Below are 21,387 nucleotides of genomic sequence, written 5' to 3'. Positions count from 1 at the left end.
AGCAGTAGGTTTTATGGATATAGAATATATATCGTGTAGATATGAAGTATATAAGAAAGGATGCGTATTATGGCAAATATTAATGAAACAATTTCTGAGGTTGCAAAGTTAAATTCAGAGCTTGCACGTCAGATTCAGAAATATGTAAAAGACCATTCGTATGGTTTGGTTTTTGAACATAATTTACCAGAAGCAGTTAGGCTTTATAAAAAGCAACCTGCAATAGGTGATACAGTGAATATTCTTGCACCTCGTGGACAAAAGGAAACGGAAGAAAATTCTGTTCCTTGGTGTGTGAAATATATTGATAATGGTATTGCATATCTTGAACATGATGGAGAAGCAAAAGATGTTCCATTGGAAGACATCTGTGTCCTTGTGAGTTACAGAGATGTCATCTATCCTGGTCTGAAGGAAATTGACCGTATTGGGCGAGGAAATCCAGAAGACCCATATCATATGGTTATCAATTCCGAGAACTATCATGCTTTGGAAGCATTGACGTATGCATATGCAGGTAAGGTGGATTGCATTTATATTGACCCACCCTACAATACAGGTGCGAAAGACTGGAAGTATAACAATGATTATGTTGGTCAGGATGACCAGTATCGTCATAGTAAGTGGCTTGCGTTCATGGAACGCAGACTGAAGCTCGCAAAACAGCTGTTGAATCCAAAAGACAGTGTGTTAATAGTAACCATTGATGAAAAAGAATATGCTCGTTTAGGAATTTTATTGGAGCAAGTATTCCCAGAAGCAAAGATTCAGATGGTTACATGTGTCATTAGTAGTCAAGGTTCTACACGAGATGGACTGTTTTCAAGAGCAGACGAATACATCTATTTCGTATTTCTTGGAAGTGCAGAAGTTGTAAAATCAGAAGACGATATGTTAAATGAAGGACAATCAGCAACGAAAAGTCAGTTGTGGTTCCAATTTGTTCGTACAGGTAAGGGGAATTTGAGAGAAAATTCGAAAAACTTGTTTTACCCAATTTTTGTAAATACGGACAAAGGAAATATTGAAAAAATTGGTGAACCTATTCCGCTTGGTGTACCAAAAGAATCAGTAAATGTCCCAGAAGGCTTGGATGTAATCTGGCCCATGACAGCAGATGGTCGTGAAGCTCGTTGGAGAACTGGCGTTGAGGTGGCTAATAGACGTTTAGCTAAAGGTCTTCTTAGATTAGGCAAATCTAGTAAGAAGGCGATTGGATATTCTGTTTTAACGGTTAATGAAGGCACTGAAAAGCGAATTGAATCAGGAGAAGTTGAAATCACTGGATTGAACGATGATGGTTCAGCAAATTTAGTGGAACGAGTTAATAGTCAGTTGAGAGTCGCTAAAACTGTGTGGAATAAGGTATCACACAATGCTGGATGGCATGGTTCAAAATTATTGAGTGGCATGCTTTTGGATAGGAAATTTCCATATCCGAAATCTTTATATGCCGTTGCAGATACACTGAGGACTGTAGTTGGAAACAAACCAGATGCATTGATTATCGACTTTTTTGCAGGTTCAGGAACAACACTCCATGCAGTAAATCTTTTGAATGCTGAAGATGGCGGACATCGCAGAGCTATCTGTGTAACTAATAATGAAGTGTCTTCAGATGAAGCTCAGAAATTTACAAAGCAGAATCTTCGTCAGGGTGATGATGATTGGGAACAGTTCGGTATTGCTCGCTATGTCACATGGCCGAGAACGAAGTGCTCCATCGAAGGCGTTGACGTTAATGGCAAGCCGTTGAAAGGCAACTATATTGGTTCCGATATGCCGATGGCAGATGGATTCAAAGCGAATGCCGTGTTCTGCGAGTTGACATACGAGGCAGCATGGCCTATTCGCTTGGATAATGCATTCAATGCTATTGCACCGATTTTGTGGATGCAGGCAGGCTGTCAGGGTCCGATTATTCGTAAGATTGGTAAGAGTTATTTGACAACAGATTATTATGGTGTGCTTTTTGATTATGGACAAGCTTCTAAATTCTGTGAAAAGGTAAAGAATACACCGACTATTAAGACTGTGTTTGTAGTAACTGATGACCAGAGACGTTACTCTAATATGTGCAAACGTCTTCCGGGAATTGAAGTACATAGATTGTACGAAACTTTCCTCAGAACATTTGAAATTTGTGGCGAAGGAGGACTGGACTAATGAAGTATGGTTTAATTGATTTTCAGAAAGATGCAGTAACTGAGCTTTTAAAAAAGATGGAATCTATGCGTCGTAGTTACGACGCAGATGGTTCTTTATCTGCCGTATCGTTGACTGCACCAACTGGTGCAGGTAAGACTGTTATCTCAGCTGCTGTTGCAGAAGGCTTGTTTTATGGAAATGATACATATGCTGGCGATGATAGAGCAGCAATTTTGTGGTTGTCAGATAGTCCTAGCTTGAATGAACAGACAATGAAAAGATTTGATGCAGCAACAGATTTATTGAATGGAGCTGTGTCGATGGAAGCAATCAGTGCAGATTTTGCAAAAAATCATGCAAAACTGTCACCGGGGCATATTTATTTTTTGAATAGGCAGTTACTTGGCAAGGGAAAGAAGCTGACAAATGAAGCTGAAGGTGGACGTTCGTTTTATGATGTACTGAATGCGACTATTGAAGATGATGACATTCATTTGTTCCTGTTTATTGATGAAGCTCACAGAGGTCTTGGTACAGGAAATGATAAAGGTACAAGTGATAATGCCAATAAAACTATTTATAGCATTATTATTGATGGACAGGATGGAATCAATAAGCCAATGCCTTGCGTAGTAGGAATTTCTGCTACACCTGAACGATTTAATAATGCAATGGCTGGTCGTAAGAACCGGGATATGAAGGCATCTGTTGATGTACCTGTATCTGCCGTAAAAGATTCGGGTCTTATTAAAGATATGATTGAGCTTCGTACACCTAAGAAAGCAGCTGATACAAAGCATCAGGATTTAACGCAGGCATGTGTGAAACTGGCTTCTGCATCAAAATTATGGAAGGATTATTGTGAAGAAAATAAAATCCCTACTGTAATTCCACTGATGGTAGTACAAGTTGAAGATAAAGTGAGTGTTGATACATTAACTTCTCTCTGTTCTCAGATTCATAAAACATTACCTTGGCTGGATATTTCAGATTGCTTTGCAAATGTATTTGGTGAACATGATGACATTGTTACTCCGGCTGGAAAGATTCCGTATGTAAAACCAGAGGAAGTTGCTGAACGCACAGAAATTAGAGTGCTTTTTGCAAAGGATGCAGTATCTACTGGTTGGGATTGTCCTCGTGCAGAGGTTATTTATTCCAGAAGAAAACGAACTGACCCAACATACATTGCTCAGTTGATTGGTCGTATGGTTCGTACACCATTAGCAAGACGTGTTACAAATGTAGAAGAATTGAACACAGTAGCATGTTATCTTCCAGAATATGATGCTGTGACTGTTGAGAGTGTTGTTGAACGCTTGAAAGAAGACAATGTAGCGGTTGATGCAAATAAGATTATTAAAAATCCGGCAGATGTAGGATTTTTTGGAGAAACCAAGAAGAAAATTGAAAAGAAATTAGCTCAAAAGCAGAGTGAAAATGAAGTGAAGCAACCTGATGATGTCAAGCATGAAAATGTAACTGCTGCTAGTGCAGATAGAGTATGCGAATCAGGCGGTTATACATATGGAGAATCGACAGAAGATTCATTGTCAGGAACAGAATTTGCTGTTAATACAGACGATGAATTTGCGGTTAACGTTGATGATATTGTTGAAACTGAGAAAGAATTGACGGAAGCTCTTGAAAGAATTCCGAAGGTTGACAGTGATGCAATTAAAGCAAGTTTTGAAGAAATTATCACCAGACAGGTGCGTCATGATAAAACAAACCATTTCTTAGACTTATGGGACTGTATTGACGTAGTTATGTCTGATATTGATGTGGAGTCTGATTTGGATTCAAAAATTCAGGAAGAATTTTATAACAATATCGAAGGTGAAATTCATAAACATCCGGCAGAATTTAAGCGTTCGTTGAGTGAAATTAAAAGTACAACCGTGAGCGTAAAAAGAGTTGACCCACTTACAGGAGAAGCATTTGAGGATAGGGAAGAACTGGTTGAGAATGATGCAGATAGATTGGTAACATATTATAAACATACAGTAAGTGTGTTTTCTGGTGCATCTGATTTGATTAAGTATTGTATCAACAAGCGTAAAAATGAAGAATTTGATTCTGATGCAAATGCGATTAGTCGTATTGCTGCTGTTGGATATTGTATGGAAATTATTCAGGCAATGGAAGAGTGGGCAGAGAAAAAGACAGATGAATTGTTGAGTATTTATGCCCCGCAGAGATATGCTGTATCAGAAGAAAATAAAGCAAAATGGGATAGAATTGATGGTAATACAAAACCGTATATTGAACGTAATTTAAATGTTCAGGCAAGTATTACACGTCAGAACAAAGATTATAAGGCATATCCAAAACATATTATTAGTGACGATGAAGGTTGGGCATATTTGAAGCTGAATGACCTTGAAGAAAAAGTGGTAAAAACAGAATTATCACGTACATTAAATGTAGCATGGTATAGGAATCAGTCAAGAAATCTTAATGCATCTCTTGCAATTCCTTACAAGTTAAATGATGTATGGGAAAATATGTATCCTGATTTTATTTTCTTTCAGAAGACTGGCGATGGAAAAATTATTCGTTCGATTGTAGACCCTCATGGTGATTGGTTAGGAGATAGCGTTGCAAAGCTGAAAGGTTATGTGATGTATTTGAAAGACCATCCTGATATGTTTGGTTCTGTACTTGCTGTTGCAGATGAAAAAGGCGGTGTTTATCGTTATCTTGATTTGATGACAAAACAGGTGCAGGATGAGATTGAAAACTTTACTGGAAGCTCTGCAAAGGAATTATTTATGGGTGCACTGGGCAGAAATTATACGGTTGTATCTGATAAATAAATCTGTTATATTTACATTGAACAATTAAATAAAAAAGTTCACGAGAGAATGTCCGATATGAAAAAATATCTACGCAGTACGGTGTAGAAAACCGAATTGTTTACGGACGCACAGCTTCTGGCAGAAGCGTATTCTGAAATAAAAATACGTGAGAGACGTAGCGGTGAACAGATGATGGAAACTTATTGTTTCTTGATTCTGTTCACCGTTTTTTATTACAAATTTTTGATAGAAAGTAGAGGTTACAGTATATGAGTAATTTAAAAAATGTTCGAGCAGAACTTGAAAAAATGAGAAAAGAAATGGCTGCGAAAGAAGCAGAATTAAGACGTGAAGAAGCACGTCCAGTTATTGAACTTGTCAATAACGAATTGATGAACAGCGAAGATGTTCTTGAAAAATTTGCTGGGTACAGCAAAGACGAAGCACGTGTGATTGCAAAGCATATTGTAATGAACATGGATAGAATCATCCATGAATCACAGGATGAAATCACAGCGTTACGTGAGAAGAAAAAAGAACGTGCTGAACGTAGAAAAGCCATGCAAATCGAGAAGCGTAATAAGGAGATTGATGAACAATTTCCAGATGATGGTTACGAAGATGATGGCATGTACGGAGTGAGTCAGTTCGATGAAGAAGACCCATATGAGAGTGGTGCAATTAATCGTGATGGGTATGAACAATAAGAGTGAGCGAAGCGAACGAAGCAGGAAGGAGTCAAGGGGAAACGAAGTTTCCCTTGCAAGCAAGTGAGCAGAGCGAGCGGTAGGGTTTTCGGACTTGTCCGACAAACCCTATGCTTGCATAAGTAACGAAATTAGCAACGACACCCAGAACAAAGTAAATGGGGGACAAAGCCTATGGGTATTTGGACAAAGCCTGTGGGGGACAAAGCCTATGGGTGTCGTGAACAAAGTGTATGGGGGACAAACACTATGCGATTTGTGAACAGTTGCGTAATAAAAATACAGAACAGCATGAGACAAAGCCGAATCCGGCTTTGGTGAAATGATGTGGAAGATGATGCGAAAAAGGAGTGAGTGATATACATGGGTATAAATTTTAATTTAGACGGCACTACGGACGCATGGGCTGAACATAAGCGAAAACAGATGGAAGCAGCTAAGAAAGCAGATATGGAAAAGAAAAAAGAAGAAGAATCATCGTACAATGAGGATATTTGGAATACTAAGAAACAAAAGCCTGTTCAATCGTTGATACCATCTCCAGATTTTCAGCCAACTGAACAAGTACAGCAACATGCAAAGTCAGTACAAAAAACAGTAACACAACAGAAGCCAGTGACGATACTTGTTAAGAAAACACCTGTACAACCAGTGCAGAAAAGTGTGGCACAACAGTCAGTACAGAAGACAACACAGGCAGTGACACAACCTAAACCACAGGTGCAACCAACTGCGAAACCAGAGCCGAAGCAGACTGTAAAACCTGCTGAACCTGTACAGAGTGTTGATGATAATACAGAAGAAGACGAAGCTATAAAACTTGTAAAAATTTCTGCACGAATCAATGAGAAGGTTGATGAAGTCATGAAGGACATGGCACAGGAATTTGGTGTACCATTTTCGCAGGTAGTAAGACTTGCGATTGATGGACATTTGGAAAAATATCTGGGAACAGTAAGATACATTGATGGTGACCAAGGTGAGAACATTCAGCGTACAATGGCAATCATTGCAAATGAATTACAGGGTATCAGGAATGAGTTAAATAAGATTGGTGTCAATGTAAATCAGGTTGCAAAGTGGAACAACCTTGAGCGTCAAATCGAAAGATTGAACGCTGAATATAAGACAGCAACACCTGTACGTAAGAAAGAAATTCAGGAAAGACTTATGTATTTAACAAGAGTACAGAAAAGTGTGAACTGGAATTATTTTAGTCTGTTCGCTGTTGAAAAATATCTGGACAGATTCGATGCAGTTGCTGAGAGAGTAGGTGAACAACTATGGCATACACAAGAGTAACAAGAACGTGCAATGGTCGTGGTGCTCTTGAATATGCTTATGGAAAAGATAAGGGACACAATGGAAATCAGAATCGTAACGAGATGATTTCCTGTGTGAACTTGTTGCCGGGTGTTGATGTAGCAACACAGATGGAAAAGCATTGGAACAAAGCACGAAGCAATCATAAAACACAGGTAATAAGAATCGTGCAATCTTTCAGTATCAATGAACTGAATCCAGATGACACAGCAGACATTTTGACTGCGAACATGATTGGACAAGAGTATGCACAGCGACATTACAAAGGTCGTCAATGTGTTGTGTTCACACAGACAGATGGTAAGTCTGGACTGGTGCACAATCATATCATTGTAAGTGATACAGACATGGAAACAAGCAAGGGGTGCGATAGACAACAGTATTATCAACCGACACTGATGCAGTGGACAGATGAGCTTGTACGAGAGCATGGTATTGAGTTGGATGAGGGTACTGCAAAGGCAAAAGACAAGAGTACACAGACGGAACGTGCAAAGCGTAATAAAGGTGAATATGTATGGAAAGATGATTTGAAAATGAGAATCATGGCAGCCATGAACGAAAGTGAAAACGAAGATGAATGGCTGAAGAATCTTCCGGGATTTGGTGTGAACATTGAAGTTCACGACAGTAAGAAACGTGGCAGATACTATACATATGAATTGATGGACACAAGCGGATTTGCTGACGGTAAAAAGATTCCGCAGAATCTGAAAAGTCGTTCGTACAAGATGGGTACCATGTACGATGCCGAAGGTGTACAGTCGTTCTTTAAAGAGAAGGAACAGCAGAAAGAACTGGAACATAAGTTGCATGGAAATCGCAACAGCGATAATGAACATGTGACAGGGAATGAGGATGAACATGTAGTTGCTGGTGTGGTACAGGATGATGTACCAGTGGTTCCGAAACATCGTGTATTAGATGATGAGGAAGAAGAAAAGAAGAAACAACAGCTTCAACAACGTAGAAGAACAGGTTCGGTACAGATTGTTGTACCTGATGGTCCTGTACCTCATTGGGAGCCTAATAAGGTTGTAAATGTTGATACGAGAGCTGTTGATAATGTGGATGAACGAGATAACATCGAAGTTCCGGCTGGTGCAATTATTGGAAAGCAAGAAGATAAGAAACAGGAGATTCTTGCAATGCGATTACAGCAGAAGATTGAAAGAGACAGAAGACGTAGACGTGTTCAGGAAGGTGTTACACAAGTTCATAATGATACGAAGCATATTAAAGGCTTGTCTGCTGATACAATCATGGAACGTATTAGAGATGTTCAGCAGCAGGATGAAAAAGATGATAGAAGTTTGTAGGAAAGGGTAAGTGTGAAAAACTACGAATATGAAATTGGCATCTGATTTTTCAGGTGCCTATTTTATTGTATTACGTGTAAAAATAGAGCGTACCCTATTTTAAATTTATTTGGATGGGTTGTATTATTGGATAATATGTGTAAAAATAGAGTTATAATCGAATTTATTTACAAATAGTAATATAAATACTCTCTATTTTTACACAAAAGGAGATTTTAAGATGAAAATTGCATATGTACGTGTCAGTTCGGCTGACCAGAACGAAGCCAGACAGGTCGAAGCATTGAAAGAATATGATATTGAAAAGTGGTTTGTTGAAAAAGTATCTGGAAAAGATATGAACAGACCAGAGCTGCAACGATTATTAGAGTTTGCTCGTGAAGGTGATACAGTGTATGTCAAAGATTTCAGCAGGCTTGCACGTAGTACAAAGGATTTGCTGGAACTGGTTGAGAGATTCAAAGAGAAGAATATACATCTTGTATCATTGAAAGAGAATCTTGATACATCGACTGCCACAGGAAAATTGATGCTCACAATGATTGCTGCAATCAATGAGTTTGAGCGTGAGAACATTCTGGAAAGACAGCGTGAGGGTATCGCTCTTGCAAAGCAGAGAGGAGCATACAAAGGTCGTAAGGCTGTACAGGTGAAAGACTTCGGCAAATATTATGATAGATATTTGCGTAGAGAATACACAAAAAAAGAGCTGGCTGAGGAATTAAATATTTCAAGACCAACTCTTGACAGGCTTATTAAAGAGTATCAGAAGTCGGAAAAGTAAAATATAGCGTTTTATGCACTGTATGAGCACGTGAAGGAGTGTGAAATGTATTTTCCGTAAGATTGTGCGTTTTTATATAAAACGTGCGTGGTGAGGTCATACGGTGTCAAATATGATGTATTATAAAAAGTGGGTGTTAAGCTCACTTTTTTAATATACTTGGCAATCATGTAGATAAATGTTGAAAGAAATATATCAATGATATATAATGGAAGCACGATTAAGATTGAAAATCAAGAAAGCGGGTAGGAACATGGCAAGGAAAAAGATGAATTGTTATATATACACACGTGTTTCCACAGAAGTTCAGGTCGATGGATACAGTCTGGAAGCTCAGAAAGAGCGATTGAGACGAGAAGCGGCTCACAGAGGTATGCAGGTAGTCGGTGAATACAGTGACGAGGGACGAAGCGGTAAGAATATTACAGGTCGTCCAGAGTTCAAAAAGATGTTACAAGACATCAAGAGTAGTAAGGATGATGTTGAGTATGTGCTTGTATTCAAATTGTCGAGATTTGGACGTAATGCGGCTGATACGCTTAATTCATTGCAATACATGGAAGATTACGGAGTAAATCTTTTATGCGTAGAAGATGGCATTGATAGTGCAGGAGCATCAGGAAAACTGATAATCAGTGTATTGGCATCTGTTGCAGAGATAGAGCGTTCCAACATACAGGAGCAGACGATGGCAGGAAGGCAGCAAAAAGCACGTGACGGTTTATGGAACGGTGGTTTTGCACCCTACGGCTATAAATTGGTGCCTGTGGACGGTCAGAAGTCAAAGATGCTTGTTATCAATGACGCAGAAGCAGAGCTGATAAAATTGATATACAAGAAGTATTTAGGCGGTATGGGTGTTGGAGCTGTGGCAAAATGGCTCAATGAGAACGGATATACAAAGACTGTACGTCAGAACGGTACAGTGCCACTGATAAGTGCTCATTTTGTAAAAGGCGTTCTGGATAATCCTGTGTACGCTGGAAAGATTGCGTATGGACGCAGGAAGACGGAGAAAATCGAAGGTACAAGGAATGAGTTCCATGTGGTGAAACAGGATAAAGATGATTACAAGCTGTATGATGGTCAGCACGAAGCTATCATTGACGAAGACACATGGTACAGGGTACAGGTGAAACGTGCAAAGAACGCTTTCAAGCGTGAGAAGACACATAGTCTGATGCACGAACATATATTATCTGGATTGCTGAGATGTCCTGTCTGTGGTGCACCGATGTACGGTGTAGTGAATCGCAAGAAAAAGAAGGGTTCTGATGAATTTTACACAGATATGTGGTATTACATCTGCAAGAACAGAAAAATGGTATCAGGGCACTTATGCGACTACAAGAAGCATATCAGACAGGATGAAGTGAATACAGAAATCATGCAGATATTGAAATTCACGATAGACAATTCAGAACTCAAAGATATGTTTGAAGAAAAGATGGGTTCTCGCAGCAATATGGATGATTTGCAGGCAGAGAAGGAGCGTATTGAGAAAGAGCGTGAGAAGCTGTTTGCAAAGAAGGAAAAGCAGTTACGCAGAATCAATGACCTTGATATTGATGATGATTTATATGATGACCTGATGAAGTCATACAGGGCACATTTATCAGAAATCAATGAGCAGATAGCAAATACAGATAATTTGCTGTATAACGTTGAGATGAAGATTGACAATGCACAAGGTGTAAATCTATCAGCAGAGGTATATAAACGTATTGCAGAGGAGTTTATACAGAATATTGACAGTCTGACGGATGAACAGAAAAAGATTCTTGCAAAGATGATGATTGAGAAAATCGAGATATTTACAGAGAAGCAGGAAGACGGCAGATGGGTCAAGTCTGTACAGTTCAAGATTCCTATGAAGATAGGTGATGAAATCGTTGATACGCTTGAAATAGAGCCATTAGAATCATATCAGCAGGGCGATGATGATTCCCTATCCAATGAAGAACACGTTGAGAGTGTGTGCCTTCTGTCAAGAAAAGCCCAATAAATCAAAGGATTTCGCCATTTTGGGAATAAAATAGATGTGTGTTTCTGTTTCCGTAGAGTGATGATATAACCGGATGTTTACCCTAGGGGATAGGCTTTGTGAAATGGGAGATATACATTTTTGGTGAAAGGATACTTTTTCGCAAAAGTTTGTGCATTATAAAGAGTGATACAAGACGAAGGAGAGATTTCTATGTATGAAAAACAGTTTCTAAAGACGATGATAGAAACGATAAAGTATGATGATGAAATTCCGAACAAAGATGAGCTGTTAGGAATTCTGCGATATTCAGTAATCACTTTTAGGAAGACAGGGGCATATACCCGTGTTACAGATCAAAGACAAGAATTTCTTGATTTACGAGTTCCTATTCCGATGTTGAAAAAGGCAAAGGAATACAAAGATATTTTCTTTGATTTAGCAAATGATATATATGTTCCAAGCACTGACTATGATTTATACGGATTGAGTATTAAACCAAAACTGATAGAATTGGAAGAAGAAAATGCTACAGAGCATGATGTTGTTTTTGATGAAATTAAGGGAACGATTATACAAGGTATAAGGAATGCAAAATACACAATTTGGGTGGCAGTTGCTTGGTTCACAGACAAGGATATTTTTGAAGAGCTACTCGCAAAGAAAAAACAAGGTGTGAGTATTCGTATAATCACATCAGACGAAAAAAGTAATCTATATTTGATGAACGAGTTAGAAACTAACTTTGAAGTAATAAAGGTCCCGCTAAAGGGAGCATATTTATCTAATCGCTTACATGATAAATTTTGTATTATTGATTTTGAGTTTGTAATGCATGGTTCATATAATTGGAGCAAAGCAGCTCAATATAACGATGAAACTTTGGCAACGGCATTGGACAGAGATTTTGTAAAGAAATTTGCTGATGAATTTATGAAATTATATACTGGAAACAGCGATGCTGAGTTTGATTGGTAGAATGCTAATGGGGATAAAACCATTACCCCACTTTGAAAAACCATTGCATACTTTCGCTATGCAGTATAAAATCAAAGTTCAGGGGAATATTGAAACCGTCTGTCTGCTTTCAAGGAAACCTTGATTTTCTGCGGTTTGTGGGATATTAAGGAGCGAAAATGGATGTGTGTTTTGTAGCCTTATGAATGAATCATTTGAATATCGTAGCAGAGGGGTGTTTTGAGACTCTGCTGAATAATAGGCTTTTGCTAAAAGGTATCACTTTTGCGAAAATGTATGATATCTCCCAGCAGGAGCCTTTTTGTATAAAGATCTTGAGTTTCCGCTAAATGCATTCTGAAAATGAATCATTTTTATAAAAGGGCCAATTTACCTGATTTTTAAAATCTATAGATGACGATAGTAAAATCAACGGCACTTTAATAAGCCCCATCGAAACCGGGCTTTTATAAATTGATTCTTTTTCTATATTAAACGACTAGCTTAAAACAAAGCTGCCGGTATTTGGGACGTTTCGTTCGAAACCAGAGCCGGACGCCCTCTTTTGCATATGAGAGTATACCGGAGATGCCTTTGGCTAGTCGGTAATAACAGAAGAAAACCTTTTCCTTTACAGGGTTTGCTGTTTTTATAATTGCTATCTTGAGTGCATTTGATTCGGGTTCCATGGATACCATTGCCAGAAAAGCCATGCACACGGTAATATAAAAATTAAGTGCATTGATTGCGTGAAGTTTCCGTACGCGGAAGTTTTCAAACTGGAACATCTGCTTTTTGCATCGGAAGTATTCCTCAATCTTCCATCGGGAAAAATATATCCGGGACACCCGGAGCACATCTTCCTTTGATTTGATCTCCTTATTGGTGGCAAGCATCATCGGATGTTCCGTAATGCCATAAACGAGGACCAGATAAATGTCCTTTCTGGATGCAGTGATCTGCACTCTAACGTGTGATAGATAAGCTTCATGCTCTTTTCCCCTGTAGAAAACACTGGTCTTGATCTTGCCTTTTCTGCGGTCGCGCAATTCTGTGGCAGGAGTCCATTTGTTGTGGTATAAAAGTTTTCTTTTAGAGGTAAGGCGGATGACGTAATCCTGTTCCAAATCATCAAGTTTCAGGAACATCTTGTTGTCATCATAACCGCGATCCATGCAAAAAGTCGCCCTTTTAAAAAGTGCGGCACCTTGTTCCATGGCCTCAAAGGTGATCACATTAGCAGATTTGTAACCCTTTTCAGCGGATGAGTGTATTTTTGAAAAAATACTGACAGGATGATTGCTGGTAGTAAGGACACAAGCTTCTGTAACATGATACCCCTTTTTGTACACATTTTTAGTGGATGTGCTTTCAGAGCCGTCCCTATAATGGTCTCATAAATTAAGACACTGAACGCGACATTTCTTAATGAATCTGATATACTATAACCAACAAATGAAAGAAGGTACTTATTATGTCCAGATCAAGAAGAAATTTCAGTGCTGAATTTAAAACCAACCTCGTACTTCAACTGCTTAAAGGAGAAAAAGAACTTAATGTCCTTGCTGTTGAAAACGACATTCAACCAAATCTCCTGCGCAACTGGAAGAAGGAATTCCTTACAAATGCTTCTCTTGCTTTTGATAACAAGAGGGAAGACAATCTCCAGGAAAAACTTGCCGAAGAGCGCAAGGAAAAAGCCGAATACGCCAAAAAGGTCGGTCAACTTACTATGCAGGTTGCTGGCTCAAAAAAAAATCTGAAGAAGTTGTCGGACCTGACTACGAGAGTAAATTTAGTCCGAAACCTTTCGACGACTAAAGAATTGCCAGTTTCTACCGGTGCAAAATTGCTTGGAATCAATCGTACCAGCGTATATTATGGCGGCATCCCCGTTTCAGAGGAAGAACTGGAATGCAAAGCTGTCATTGACCATCTGCATACGGATAATCCTACCTGGGGAGCCCGTCAGATGTCTGCTCAACTTAAACTGCGCGGATATCAGGTTGGTCGCCGTAAAGCAGGCAGATATATGCGTGAAATGGACATTACACCGATTTATCCAAAGATGAATTTGTCTAAGCGCATGAAGCAGGCAAAAGTCTGTCCGTATCTGCTTCGTAATGCAGTCATAGACCGTCCCAATCAGGCATGGTCGATTGACATTACATGCATTCCAATGAAGCATGGATTTCTTTACCTGACAGCCATTATCGACTGGTACAGCCGTTGTATCGTTGGCTGGGAGGTTGATGATACTCTGGATACCACCATGGTTATCAACGCCTGTAAAAAAGCCTTTAAAGTAGCCAAGCCGTTAATCATCAATTCGGATCAGGGCAGCCAGTTTACCAGTGACAAATACATCGACTTTATTCGTAACAACGGAATCCGGCAAAGCATGGATGGCAAAAGTCGATGGGCAGATAATATCATGATCGAATGCTGGTTCCGCAGCTTCAAATATGAGGAAGCATATCTCACGGAGTATGCTAATCTCAAGGAAGCACGAGAAGCTATCGGAAGATACATCTACACTTATAACTTTGAAAGATGCCATCAGTCCATTGGGAACAAACGTCCCGCAGAGGTATACTATCCGGCAATGCTTTTAGATGCAGCCAGAGCAGCCGCATAGCATAAAAATCCGGGAGATGCTTCACACATTTTCCATGTAACCCGTCAACATATCAGTTCATTATAAAAACATCAAATTTTTGTCTTGACAACCGAGTCATTATAATTGTAAAATCCCTATTATATAAATACCTTGAAAGGAGAACACGACATGAAGGTTACTGTAAAAGTTGTAAAAGCTGCTTCTGAAAAGAAGAATGTGCTTTGCTGCACATGCGGAATTATTAGCTAATATAAGCTAATAGTTTGAAAAACAGGGTTAACCCTCTTCCTGAATTAGAGGGAGAGGGTTAATTCTTCCCAATTAACAAATATTGAAGATAGTAAATTAAAAAAAGATTTGATATAGAGGTATCTAATTATGAACAAGTTATCGAAATATGTTCGAGTTATAGAATTAAATGATGACATAGCATTATACAACACGATAAATCACGCGGTAATACAGATGCCCGGCGGTTCCGTTGAAAAAGGAAATATTATCGCAGAATTGAGTGAAGAATCATTTAAGGTCTTGCAAGAATCTTGTTTTTTTGTTGAAACAGATAAAAGTATAGAAGATAACCTATCATCTTTTCTGCTAAATGAAAATAAGTTATTTATAAGTTTAGAACTAAACCTTAGTTGCAATTTGCGGTGTCCATATTGTTATCAAGCAGGGACACATGACGGAAAAATAATAGATGATAAAACGTTGGACAAACTTGTAGAGTATATATGTAAAGTTCATGAAAAGACTTCATTTGAGGAATTATACATAAAAATTTTAGGTGGTGAACCAACTTTAATTTGGAAACAATTTATGAAAGTGTATGATTCTCTTAAGAATTTTTGCAAAGCATCAAATGTAAGGTTTCATGTTCTCGTTGATACAAACGGCACACTGATCGATAATTTATTAAGTTTGAAAGACTATGATAGTTTGCTGTTGACCATTCCACTGTCGTATAAATCTTGCCACGATAGGGTCAGATTTGATTCGAAAGGAAACGGAACATACGACAAAATTGTTGAGAATATAAATACTATTCATACGAAAAAGCCAGATACAAAAATTATAATTCGTTATAATGTCGATGATGAAAACTGTAGTTATTTTAAGGCGTTTATTGAAGATCTAAAGAATAGACTTGTTTTCAAGCCTTTGATTAGTGTTAATTATACTGCTGAATTGAATGTTACAAGAAATTTCAAAAATCGAATTACATATCTGGATTTTGTAAACTGGTGTAGTACGGATGCTATTGATGCATTGGTTTCTGCAGAAATGCCTGTGACAATTTCACCGATTGTTTCTGTTGAAGAATGCCAATTTCGATCTAAGTATAGTTTAAAACTTTTTTCTGATGGAACAGTTGGAAGTTGCGCAATGTCTTTTTTTGATGATAAACGACTATCAATTGAAGAATTAGTTGCTGACTTTTCTGAAGGTAATGACTTTTTTGAAAAAAAGAAAACGCAAACAATTATTGCGGATCAACAGTGCATGAAATGTGCAGATATATTTATGTGCGGTGGTACTAACAAGTTGCCGTGTATTAAAACACTAAACCCAGATATGTGTAAAAATAGGTGTTTTAATGTTAATCTTAAAAAGTTTATAAAAAGATATTTGGACTGTGTTGAAAACGAAACAAACAATCTGTTTGTAGTTTTTGAAGACGGCGAATCATATAGATAACAGGAGGGAAAACGTAATGATTATTGTTAGAGGAAACACTTTGCCTGATTATTCATTATTAAGCTTGAAGGCAGGCAGTGCTGAAATAGATGGATACCAACATCATGAGAAGTGGCAATATAAGCCTATTATGGGTGTAAATGTTGAAGATATTTTAGGCGAAGATATTTTAAATATCTCACAAAAAGATTTTAATCGTGCAATGGACAGAATTGCAGATTCTCGACTGTTACCATCATTATTTAATTTGGAAAGAAGTTTTGCAGATTCTACAACCGTACTGATTAATACAATGACTGAGGCAGTTGCATTGCTTAATGAGGAGGAATATGAGAAATACAGGATGATTTCTTCATGCTCAGATTATAGTGATAAAACAATTGTACAGCTATTTTTGCTTGGATTTTTGACGAAAGATGATGATAGTGAACTGTTTAAATTAGATGTCATTCGAAATCGGTCGGCATATGCATCGAGTGATGCTATAAATATTACAATCTACCCTACTCAAGAATGTAATGCTCGTTGTTTCTACTGCTTTGAAAATGGTGAAAAGCGCAAACCAATGACACAGGAGACAGCAGAGAAAGTTGTTGAATATATCATAAAAAATGTTACAGAGTCTGACGAAGTGGTTTTTAGGTGGTTTGGAGGAGAGCCACTGGTAGGAGATCGAATAATTGACTACATTACTGAAAATGTTGACAAGCATTTTGGTGGAAAATTGAAGTTTAGTTCGATTATCACAACTAATGGATTCAATATATCTGACGATTTAATAAAAAGAGCAAAAGAAAAATGGCATGCAAAAAAATTTCATGTAACTATCGATGGTTATGCAGAAGAACATAATCGCAGAAAAAATTATTGCGATAAAAGTGTAGATGCATATCAGAAATTATTGGTTGATATGTCGAAACTTATCGAAGCCGGAATTTTTGTTGTTTGTAGGTTTAATTTAGACAAGAACAACATTACTCAGTTAGATGATATTTTGCATGATTTAGAGCAGTTTAAAGATAGTGATTTGTTCTATATTCACACAACAACATTAAGACGTCCTCCGCATGCACCGTTAGAAGATTATATATTAGCTCAGGATTATGATTGGGCATATGATTTGATTTGGAGAAAAATGTACTCTTATGGCTTTTATGATGGAATTAAGCATATTCTTCCACTGAGATTACGTGGAAATTGTCTTGCATGTGTCATGAACGAAGTTCTTATTAATTCTGAAGGAAATCTTTTTAAATGCTTGCAGCATACTACAGAAGAATCACATAAAGTAGGAGACTGTACTACAGGAGTGGTATTCAATCAGAATTATTTGGACTGGCTTGATGTATCAATTAAGCGTGAGAAGTGTCAAAAATGTGCTTACCTTCCAATGTGTTCTGGTGGCTGTAAAGAATATTGGTACGAAAACAGACCGGAAATTTCTCCTTGTGCAAGAGAGAAAACATATTTTAACACATTAACTGAACTGATTCATGAGTGGGTGACTTGCGGTGAAATAAAGGAAAGGAGTTAATTGATGAACATTGAATTAAAAGAAGATAAATTTCATATACGTGCATTCTTTGCTCCTTGTGCATGCCGCTGCAGTTTTTGTTGTTTAGGTGATTGTCCGAAAGATGAGCAGATTTCCTTTGAAGACTATGAGCGTGTTATGAAGAAGTTTTCAGGTGTCGTAGATATCTATGGGATGAGATTGCGTTCATTTATATATAATTGCCCGGAGCATTCATATGTTAAAAAACAAATTGAACTGTATAATTCACTTCCGATGGAGAAAATGGAATATGTACAATTAGATTTAAATGGTACAAAAATCAAATCAGCTGATGAAATTGTTAGTTGGTTTGATATGCTACAAGACGCCGGAGTGGAGAAAGTTGCTTTTTCCTGGTTTGGCACAGAACAAACGCATGACAGATTTGTTAATCGAAAAGGATATTATCAATATCTTAATTTGTGCGCAAACGAAGCAAAGAAAAGAAATATGCCTGTAATAAGTAAAGTTTTTCTTTACAAGGGTATTATTGGTGAAATTGATGAATTAATTTCGCATTTAAATGAATTTAGCACTACAATAATTTGTGCTTTTATGGAATATAGTGGCAATGCTAAGCAAATGGAAAAAGAGTTTTTGACAGTTCAAGATTTAAATTCTTTATCAACAAAAACAAAAAAGTATATTGATAAAGTATATAGAGATAAATTCAAAACAGAAAAAGAATGGATTTTATTAGCAAAAGAAGGATTGTTCCCAAGATTCAACATTGTTGATTATGTTCTATATCTTGATTCGTCTAATATCCAGCATATCTTAGATAGTAGTGTAGAAGATATAATTAGCGAATTTAGAAAAATGAACACTGAGTTTCAAAATTCATTTGGTGAAATTAAGGATTTAGCATTAAAATATGGTGATTTGGATTGTGAAATTCTGTACGAATGTAGAGATATGCTTAGAAAATGGTTAGAGCAGCATTTTGAGAAAGAATCATTAGATAAAATGCAACTTTTTAGTTTTACTCATAATTGTGTAGAGTGGAAGGTATATGAAAGATTATAAGCCTTATATTGGAACCATCGTTACTCGCTCTGGGAAAAAATATCCTGATTTTGCATTGGGTACATATTTATGTACGGAAGAAGAACTGTCAAATATATTACAACACTATCCGTATGATAGATTAATGTTGGATACTGCATTTAGATATGGAAATGAACGAGAAGTTGCTAAAGCTGTTATGGAAAGTGCATATCCTCAAAATCAGATAGTTTATATTGGAAAAATCAATACAAGCCAACAAGAGAGTGGGCGGTCTATAAGAGATGAATTAATGGATACATTGCATCGATTGAATATTTCTAAAATCGATATTTATTTGATTCACTCTAGTCGTTATCAAGGATATTCTGAAACTTGGAAAGAATTAATTAAACTTCAAAAGGAGGGACTGATTGAGACGATTGGAGTATCAAATTTTGGGGTTAAAGAGATTGAAAATTTATATGATCAATCAGGCGTGTATCCGGAAATAAATCAAATTGTAGTACAAAGAAATATATCTACAGATGAGCAGAATAAAATCCAAGAATTGATTGGTTATTGCTGCAATAAAAACATTAGTATTCAAATAGCAATGCCATTTGGTGGTCCTGAAATAAGCAAGAAACTGTCTGAAGAGCAACGTGCATCCACGCTTGAAAATTTGAGAAAACAAAAGTTTACTTGTGTTTTTGGTACAAAAAATATTCTCCATTTGCTTCAAAATATAAGATGGATTGAAATGGGATGGTGATAGTATGCTTTTTCAAAGAATAATTAGTGGAAGCAGTAGAGTTAGGAGTAGCATTGTATAAAGTATGTGCAGAGTTTGAAATCAGTAAACGAACATATAACAGCTGGAAGAATACAGACAGTGACTATATAGATAAACGCACGATATGTGTAAGACCAGAGACGGCGAATAAGCTGACTATGGAAGAAAAAGAGAAAATATTGGATGTATGTAATTCTGAAGAGTTTGTGTCAAAAACACCAAGTGAGATTGTACCAATACTAGCGGACAGAGGACGTTATATAGCAAACGAAAGTACATTTTACAAAGTATTAAAGGAAGCAAAACAGTTGACTCATAGAGGACAGGAGCAACGGAAACATAAGAGACCAATATCAACCTACAAAGCAACGAGAGCCAATTAGGTTTTGATGTGGAATATCACATACTTAAATGGACCAATCAAAGGAAACTTCATGATGGTATAATATGGTGAGTAATTTGAGATTATCAGATGGAGGATCATAATTGATGATAAAAAAGTGCATCGGAAAATTTATGGATAGTATTATAAATATTGTTATTGATATATAATGGCTCAGTTGTCAAGACAAAAATTTGATATTTTTATAATGAACTGATATGTTGACGAGTTACATGGAAAATGTGTGAAGCATCTCCCGGATTTTTATATTATGCGGCTGCTCTGGCTGCATCCAGAAGCATTACCGGATAGTATACCTCGGCAGGCTGTTTGTTCCCAATGGACTGATGGCATCTTTCAAAGTTATAGGTGTAGATATACCTTCCAATGGCTTCTCTTGCTTCCTTGAGATTAGCATACTCCGTGAGATATGCTTCCTCATACTTGAAGCTGCGGAACCAGCGTTCAATCATGATATTATCTGCCCATCGACTTTTGCCATCCATGCTTTGCCGAATTCCATTATCTCGAATAAATTCGATGTATTTGTCACTGGTAAACTGGCTTCCCTGATCCGAGTTGATGATTAACGGCTTAGCTACTTTAAATGCTTTTTTACAGGCGTTGATGACCATAGTGGTATCCAGAGTATCACCAACATCCCAGACAACGATACAACGGCTGTACCAGTCGATAATAGCTGTCAGGTAAAGAAAGCCATGCTTCATTGGAATGTATGTAATGTCCATTTCACGCATATATCTGCCTGCTTTACGGCGTCCAACCTGATATCCGCGCAGTTTAAGTTGAGCAGACATCTGACGGGCTCCCCAGGTAGGATTATCCGTATGCAGATGGTCAATGATAGCTTTGCATTCCAGTTCTTTCTCTGAAACGGGGATGCCGCCATAATATACGCTGGTACGATTAATTCCAAGTAGATTAGCTCCTGTAGAAACCGGCAGTTCCTTAGTCGTCGAAAGGTTTCGGACTAAATTTACTCTCGTAGTCAGGTCCGATAACTTCTTCAGATTTTTTTTTGAGCCAGTCAACCTGCATGGTAAGTTGACCGACCTTTTTGGCGTATTCGGATTTTTCCTTACGTTCTTCGGCAAGTTTTTCCCGAAGATTATCTTCCCGCTTATTATCGAAAGCAAGAGAAGCGTTAGCAAGGAATTCTTTCTTCCAGTTGCGGAGGAGATTTGGTTGAATGTCGTTTTCAACAGCAAGGACATTAAGTTCTTTTTCTCCTTTAAGCAGTTGAAGTACGAGGTTGGTTTTAAATTCAGCACTGAAATTTCTTCTTGATCTGGACATAATAAGTACCTT

General features: G+C 37.6%; 17 protein-coding genes. 14 read left to right on the top strand and 3 right to left on the bottom strand.

Features of this window, described 5'->3' with window-relative positions; all coding sequences use genetic code 11:
- The first annotated feature begins 69 nt into the window (after positions 1–69).
- The 8 genes from DW005_RS05235 (at position 70) to DW005_RS05200 (ending at position 12,044) form a co-directional block, all read left to right on the top strand.
- Positions 70–2,166, top strand: a complete 2,097-nt coding sequence (locus tag DW005_RS05235) for a DNA methyltransferase (RefSeq protein WP_181974952.1) — start codon at positions 70–72, stop codon at positions 2,164–2,166.
- A complete protein-coding gene (locus DW005_RS05230) occupies positions 2,166–4,967 on the top strand; it encodes a DEAD/DEAH box helicase family protein (RefSeq protein ID WP_117478455.1) in 2,802 nt (933 codons plus the stop codon). Before DW005_RS05235 ends, DW005_RS05230 begins: the two co-directional genes overlap by 1 nt.
- Before the next feature lie 251 nt (positions 4,968–5,218).
- A complete protein-coding gene (locus DW005_RS05225) occupies positions 5,219–5,656 on the top strand; it encodes a hypothetical protein (RefSeq protein ID WP_117478454.1) in 438 nt (145 codons plus the stop codon).
- A 363-nt stretch (positions 5,657–6,019) separates the two neighbouring features.
- The gene (locus DW005_RS05220; protein ID WP_117478453.1) at positions 6,020–6,958 is read left to right on the top strand and encodes a plasmid mobilization relaxosome protein MobC; all 939 of its coding nucleotides are present in this window, start codon (positions 6,020–6,022) and stop codon (positions 6,956–6,958) included.
- Entirely contained in the window at positions 6,940–8,298 is a 1,359-nt protein-coding gene (locus DW005_RS05215) for a relaxase/mobilization nuclease domain-containing protein (RefSeq protein WP_117478452.1), read from the top strand. Before DW005_RS05220 ends, DW005_RS05215 begins: the two co-directional genes overlap by 19 nt.
- A 220-nt stretch (positions 8,299–8,518) precedes the next feature.
- The gene (locus DW005_RS05210; protein ID WP_117478451.1) at positions 8,519–9,082 is read left to right on the top strand and encodes a recombinase family protein; all 564 of its coding nucleotides are present in this window, start codon (positions 8,519–8,521) and stop codon (positions 9,080–9,082) included.
- A 253-nt stretch (positions 9,083–9,335) separates the two neighbouring features.
- Entirely contained in the window at positions 9,336–11,087 is a 1,752-nt protein-coding gene (locus tag DW005_RS05205; protein WP_181974951.1) for a recombinase family protein, read from the top strand.
- 192 nt (positions 11,088–11,279) lie between these two features.
- Positions 11,280–12,044 (top strand): phospholipase D-like domain-containing protein, encoded by a 765-nt coding sequence (locus tag DW005_RS05200; RefSeq protein ID WP_117478449.1) that lies wholly within the window; start codon positions 11,280–11,282, stop codon positions 12,042–12,044.
- Positions 12,045–12,514: 470 nt separating this feature from the next.
- Here the strand turns inward: DW005_RS05200 and DW005_RS05195 are convergent, their stop codons facing one another.
- The gene (locus DW005_RS05195; protein WP_117478534.1) at positions 12,515–13,240 is read right to left on the bottom strand and encodes a transposase; all 726 of its coding nucleotides are present in this window, start codon (positions 13,238–13,240) and stop codon (positions 12,515–12,517) included.
- 257 nt (positions 13,241–13,497) lie between these two features.
- Here DW005_RS05195 and DW005_RS05190 point away from each other — a divergent pair, with 257 nt between their 5' ends.
- The 6 genes from DW005_RS05190 (at position 13,498) to DW005_RS05165 (ending at position 20,059) form a co-directional block, all read left to right on the top strand.
- Positions 13,498–14,661, top strand: coding sequence for an IS3 family transposase (locus DW005_RS05190; RefSeq protein WP_117478448.1), 1,164 nt, complete (start codon positions 13,498–13,500; stop codon positions 14,659–14,661).
- 360 nt (positions 14,662–15,021) lie between these two features.
- Positions 15,022–16,341: a radical SAM protein gene (locus DW005_RS05185; RefSeq protein ID WP_117478447.1), complete on the top strand. Its 1,320-nt coding sequence runs from the start codon at positions 15,022–15,024 to the stop codon at positions 16,339–16,341.
- 16 nt (positions 16,342–16,357) lie between these two features.
- Entirely contained in the window at positions 16,358–17,875 is a 1,518-nt protein-coding gene (locus DW005_RS05180; protein ID WP_117478446.1) for a radical SAM protein, read from the top strand.
- Positions 17,876–17,878: 3 nt separating this feature from the next.
- Positions 17,879–18,922, top strand: coding sequence for a hypothetical protein (locus DW005_RS05175; RefSeq protein ID WP_117478445.1), 1,044 nt, complete (start codon positions 17,879–17,881; stop codon positions 18,920–18,922).
- Complete coding sequence (locus DW005_RS05170) at positions 18,909–19,655, top strand: aldo/keto reductase (protein WP_117478444.1); 747 nt, start codon at positions 18,909–18,911, stop codon at positions 19,653–19,655. The genes DW005_RS05175 and DW005_RS05170 overlap by 14 nt, the downstream gene beginning before the upstream one ends.
- A gap of 53 nt (positions 19,656–19,708) precedes the next feature.
- Positions 19,709–20,059 (top strand): hypothetical protein, encoded by a 351-nt coding sequence (locus DW005_RS05165; protein ID WP_117478443.1) that lies wholly within the window; start codon positions 19,709–19,711, stop codon positions 20,057–20,059.
- A 268-nt stretch (positions 20,060–20,327) separates the two neighbouring features.
- Here DW005_RS05165 and DW005_RS05160 read toward each other — a convergent pair whose 3' ends face one another.
- Together DW005_RS05160 and DW005_RS14175 are read right to left on the bottom strand one after the other, a co-directional pair.
- A complete protein-coding gene (locus DW005_RS05160; RefSeq protein ID WP_242989370.1) occupies positions 20,328–21,110 on the bottom strand; it encodes an IS3 family transposase in 783 nt (260 codons plus the stop codon).
- Complete coding sequence (locus DW005_RS14175) at positions 21,028–21,375, bottom strand: transposase (RefSeq protein WP_242989369.1); 348 nt, start codon at positions 21,373–21,375, stop codon at positions 21,028–21,030. Before DW005_RS14175 ends, DW005_RS05160 begins: the two co-directional genes overlap by 83 nt.
- Positions 21,376–21,387 lie beyond the last annotated feature (12 nt).

Origin of the sequence: Clostridium sp. AF36-4, from assembly GCF_003435975.1 — a bacterium.
Classification (GTDB): Bacteria; Bacillota; Clostridia; order Lachnospirales; family Lachnospiraceae; genus Eubacterium_F.
The sequence above is the reverse complement of the archived record's forward strand: the minus strand, read 5'-3'. Positions and strand labels throughout refer to the sequence as shown.

Bases quoted from the DNA above. Each gene is read 5' to 3' on its own strand.
- DW005_RS05235 (WP_181974952.1), top strand. From the start codon at position 70: ATGGCAAATATTAATGAAACAATTTCTGAGGTTGCAAAGTTAAATTCA.
- DW005_RS05230 (WP_117478455.1), top strand. From the start codon at position 2,166: ATGAAGTATGGTTTAATTGATTTTCAGAAAGATGCAGTAACTGAGCTT.
- DW005_RS05225 (WP_117478454.1), top strand. From the start codon at position 5,219: ATGAGTAATTTAAAAAATGTTCGAGCAGAACTTGAAAAAATGAGAAAA.
- DW005_RS05220 (WP_117478453.1), top strand. From the start codon at position 6,020: ATGGGTATAAATTTTAATTTAGACGGCACTACGGACGCATGGGCTGAA.
- DW005_RS05215 (WP_117478452.1), top strand. From the start codon at position 6,940: ATGGCATACACAAGAGTAACAAGAACGTGCAATGGTCGTGGTGCTCTT.
- DW005_RS05210 (WP_117478451.1), top strand. From the start codon at position 8,519: ATGAAAATTGCATATGTACGTGTCAGTTCGGCTGACCAGAACGAAGCC.
- DW005_RS05205 (WP_181974951.1), top strand. From the start codon at position 9,336: ATGGCAAGGAAAAAGATGAATTGTTATATATACACACGTGTTTCCACA.
- DW005_RS05200 (WP_117478449.1), top strand. From the start codon at position 11,280: ATGTATGAAAAACAGTTTCTAAAGACGATGATAGAAACGATAAAGTAT.
- DW005_RS05195 (WP_117478534.1), bottom strand. From the start codon at position 13,240: ATGGAACAAGGTGCCGCACTTTTTAAAAGGGCGACTTTTTGCATGGAT.
- DW005_RS05190 (WP_117478448.1), top strand. From the start codon at position 13,498: ATGTCCAGATCAAGAAGAAATTTCAGTGCTGAATTTAAAACCAACCTC.
- DW005_RS05185 (WP_117478447.1), top strand. From the start codon at position 15,022: ATGAACAAGTTATCGAAATATGTTCGAGTTATAGAATTAAATGATGAC.
- DW005_RS05180 (WP_117478446.1), top strand. From the start codon at position 16,358: ATGATTATTGTTAGAGGAAACACTTTGCCTGATTATTCATTATTAAGC.
- DW005_RS05175 (WP_117478445.1), top strand. From the start codon at position 17,879: ATGAACATTGAATTAAAAGAAGATAAATTTCATATACGTGCATTCTTT.
- DW005_RS05170 (WP_117478444.1), top strand. From the start codon at position 18,909: ATGAAAGATTATAAGCCTTATATTGGAACCATCGTTACTCGCTCTGGG.
- DW005_RS14175 (WP_242989369.1), bottom strand. From the start codon at position 21,375: ATGTCCAGATCAAGAAGAAATTTCAGTGCTGAATTTAAAACCAACCTC.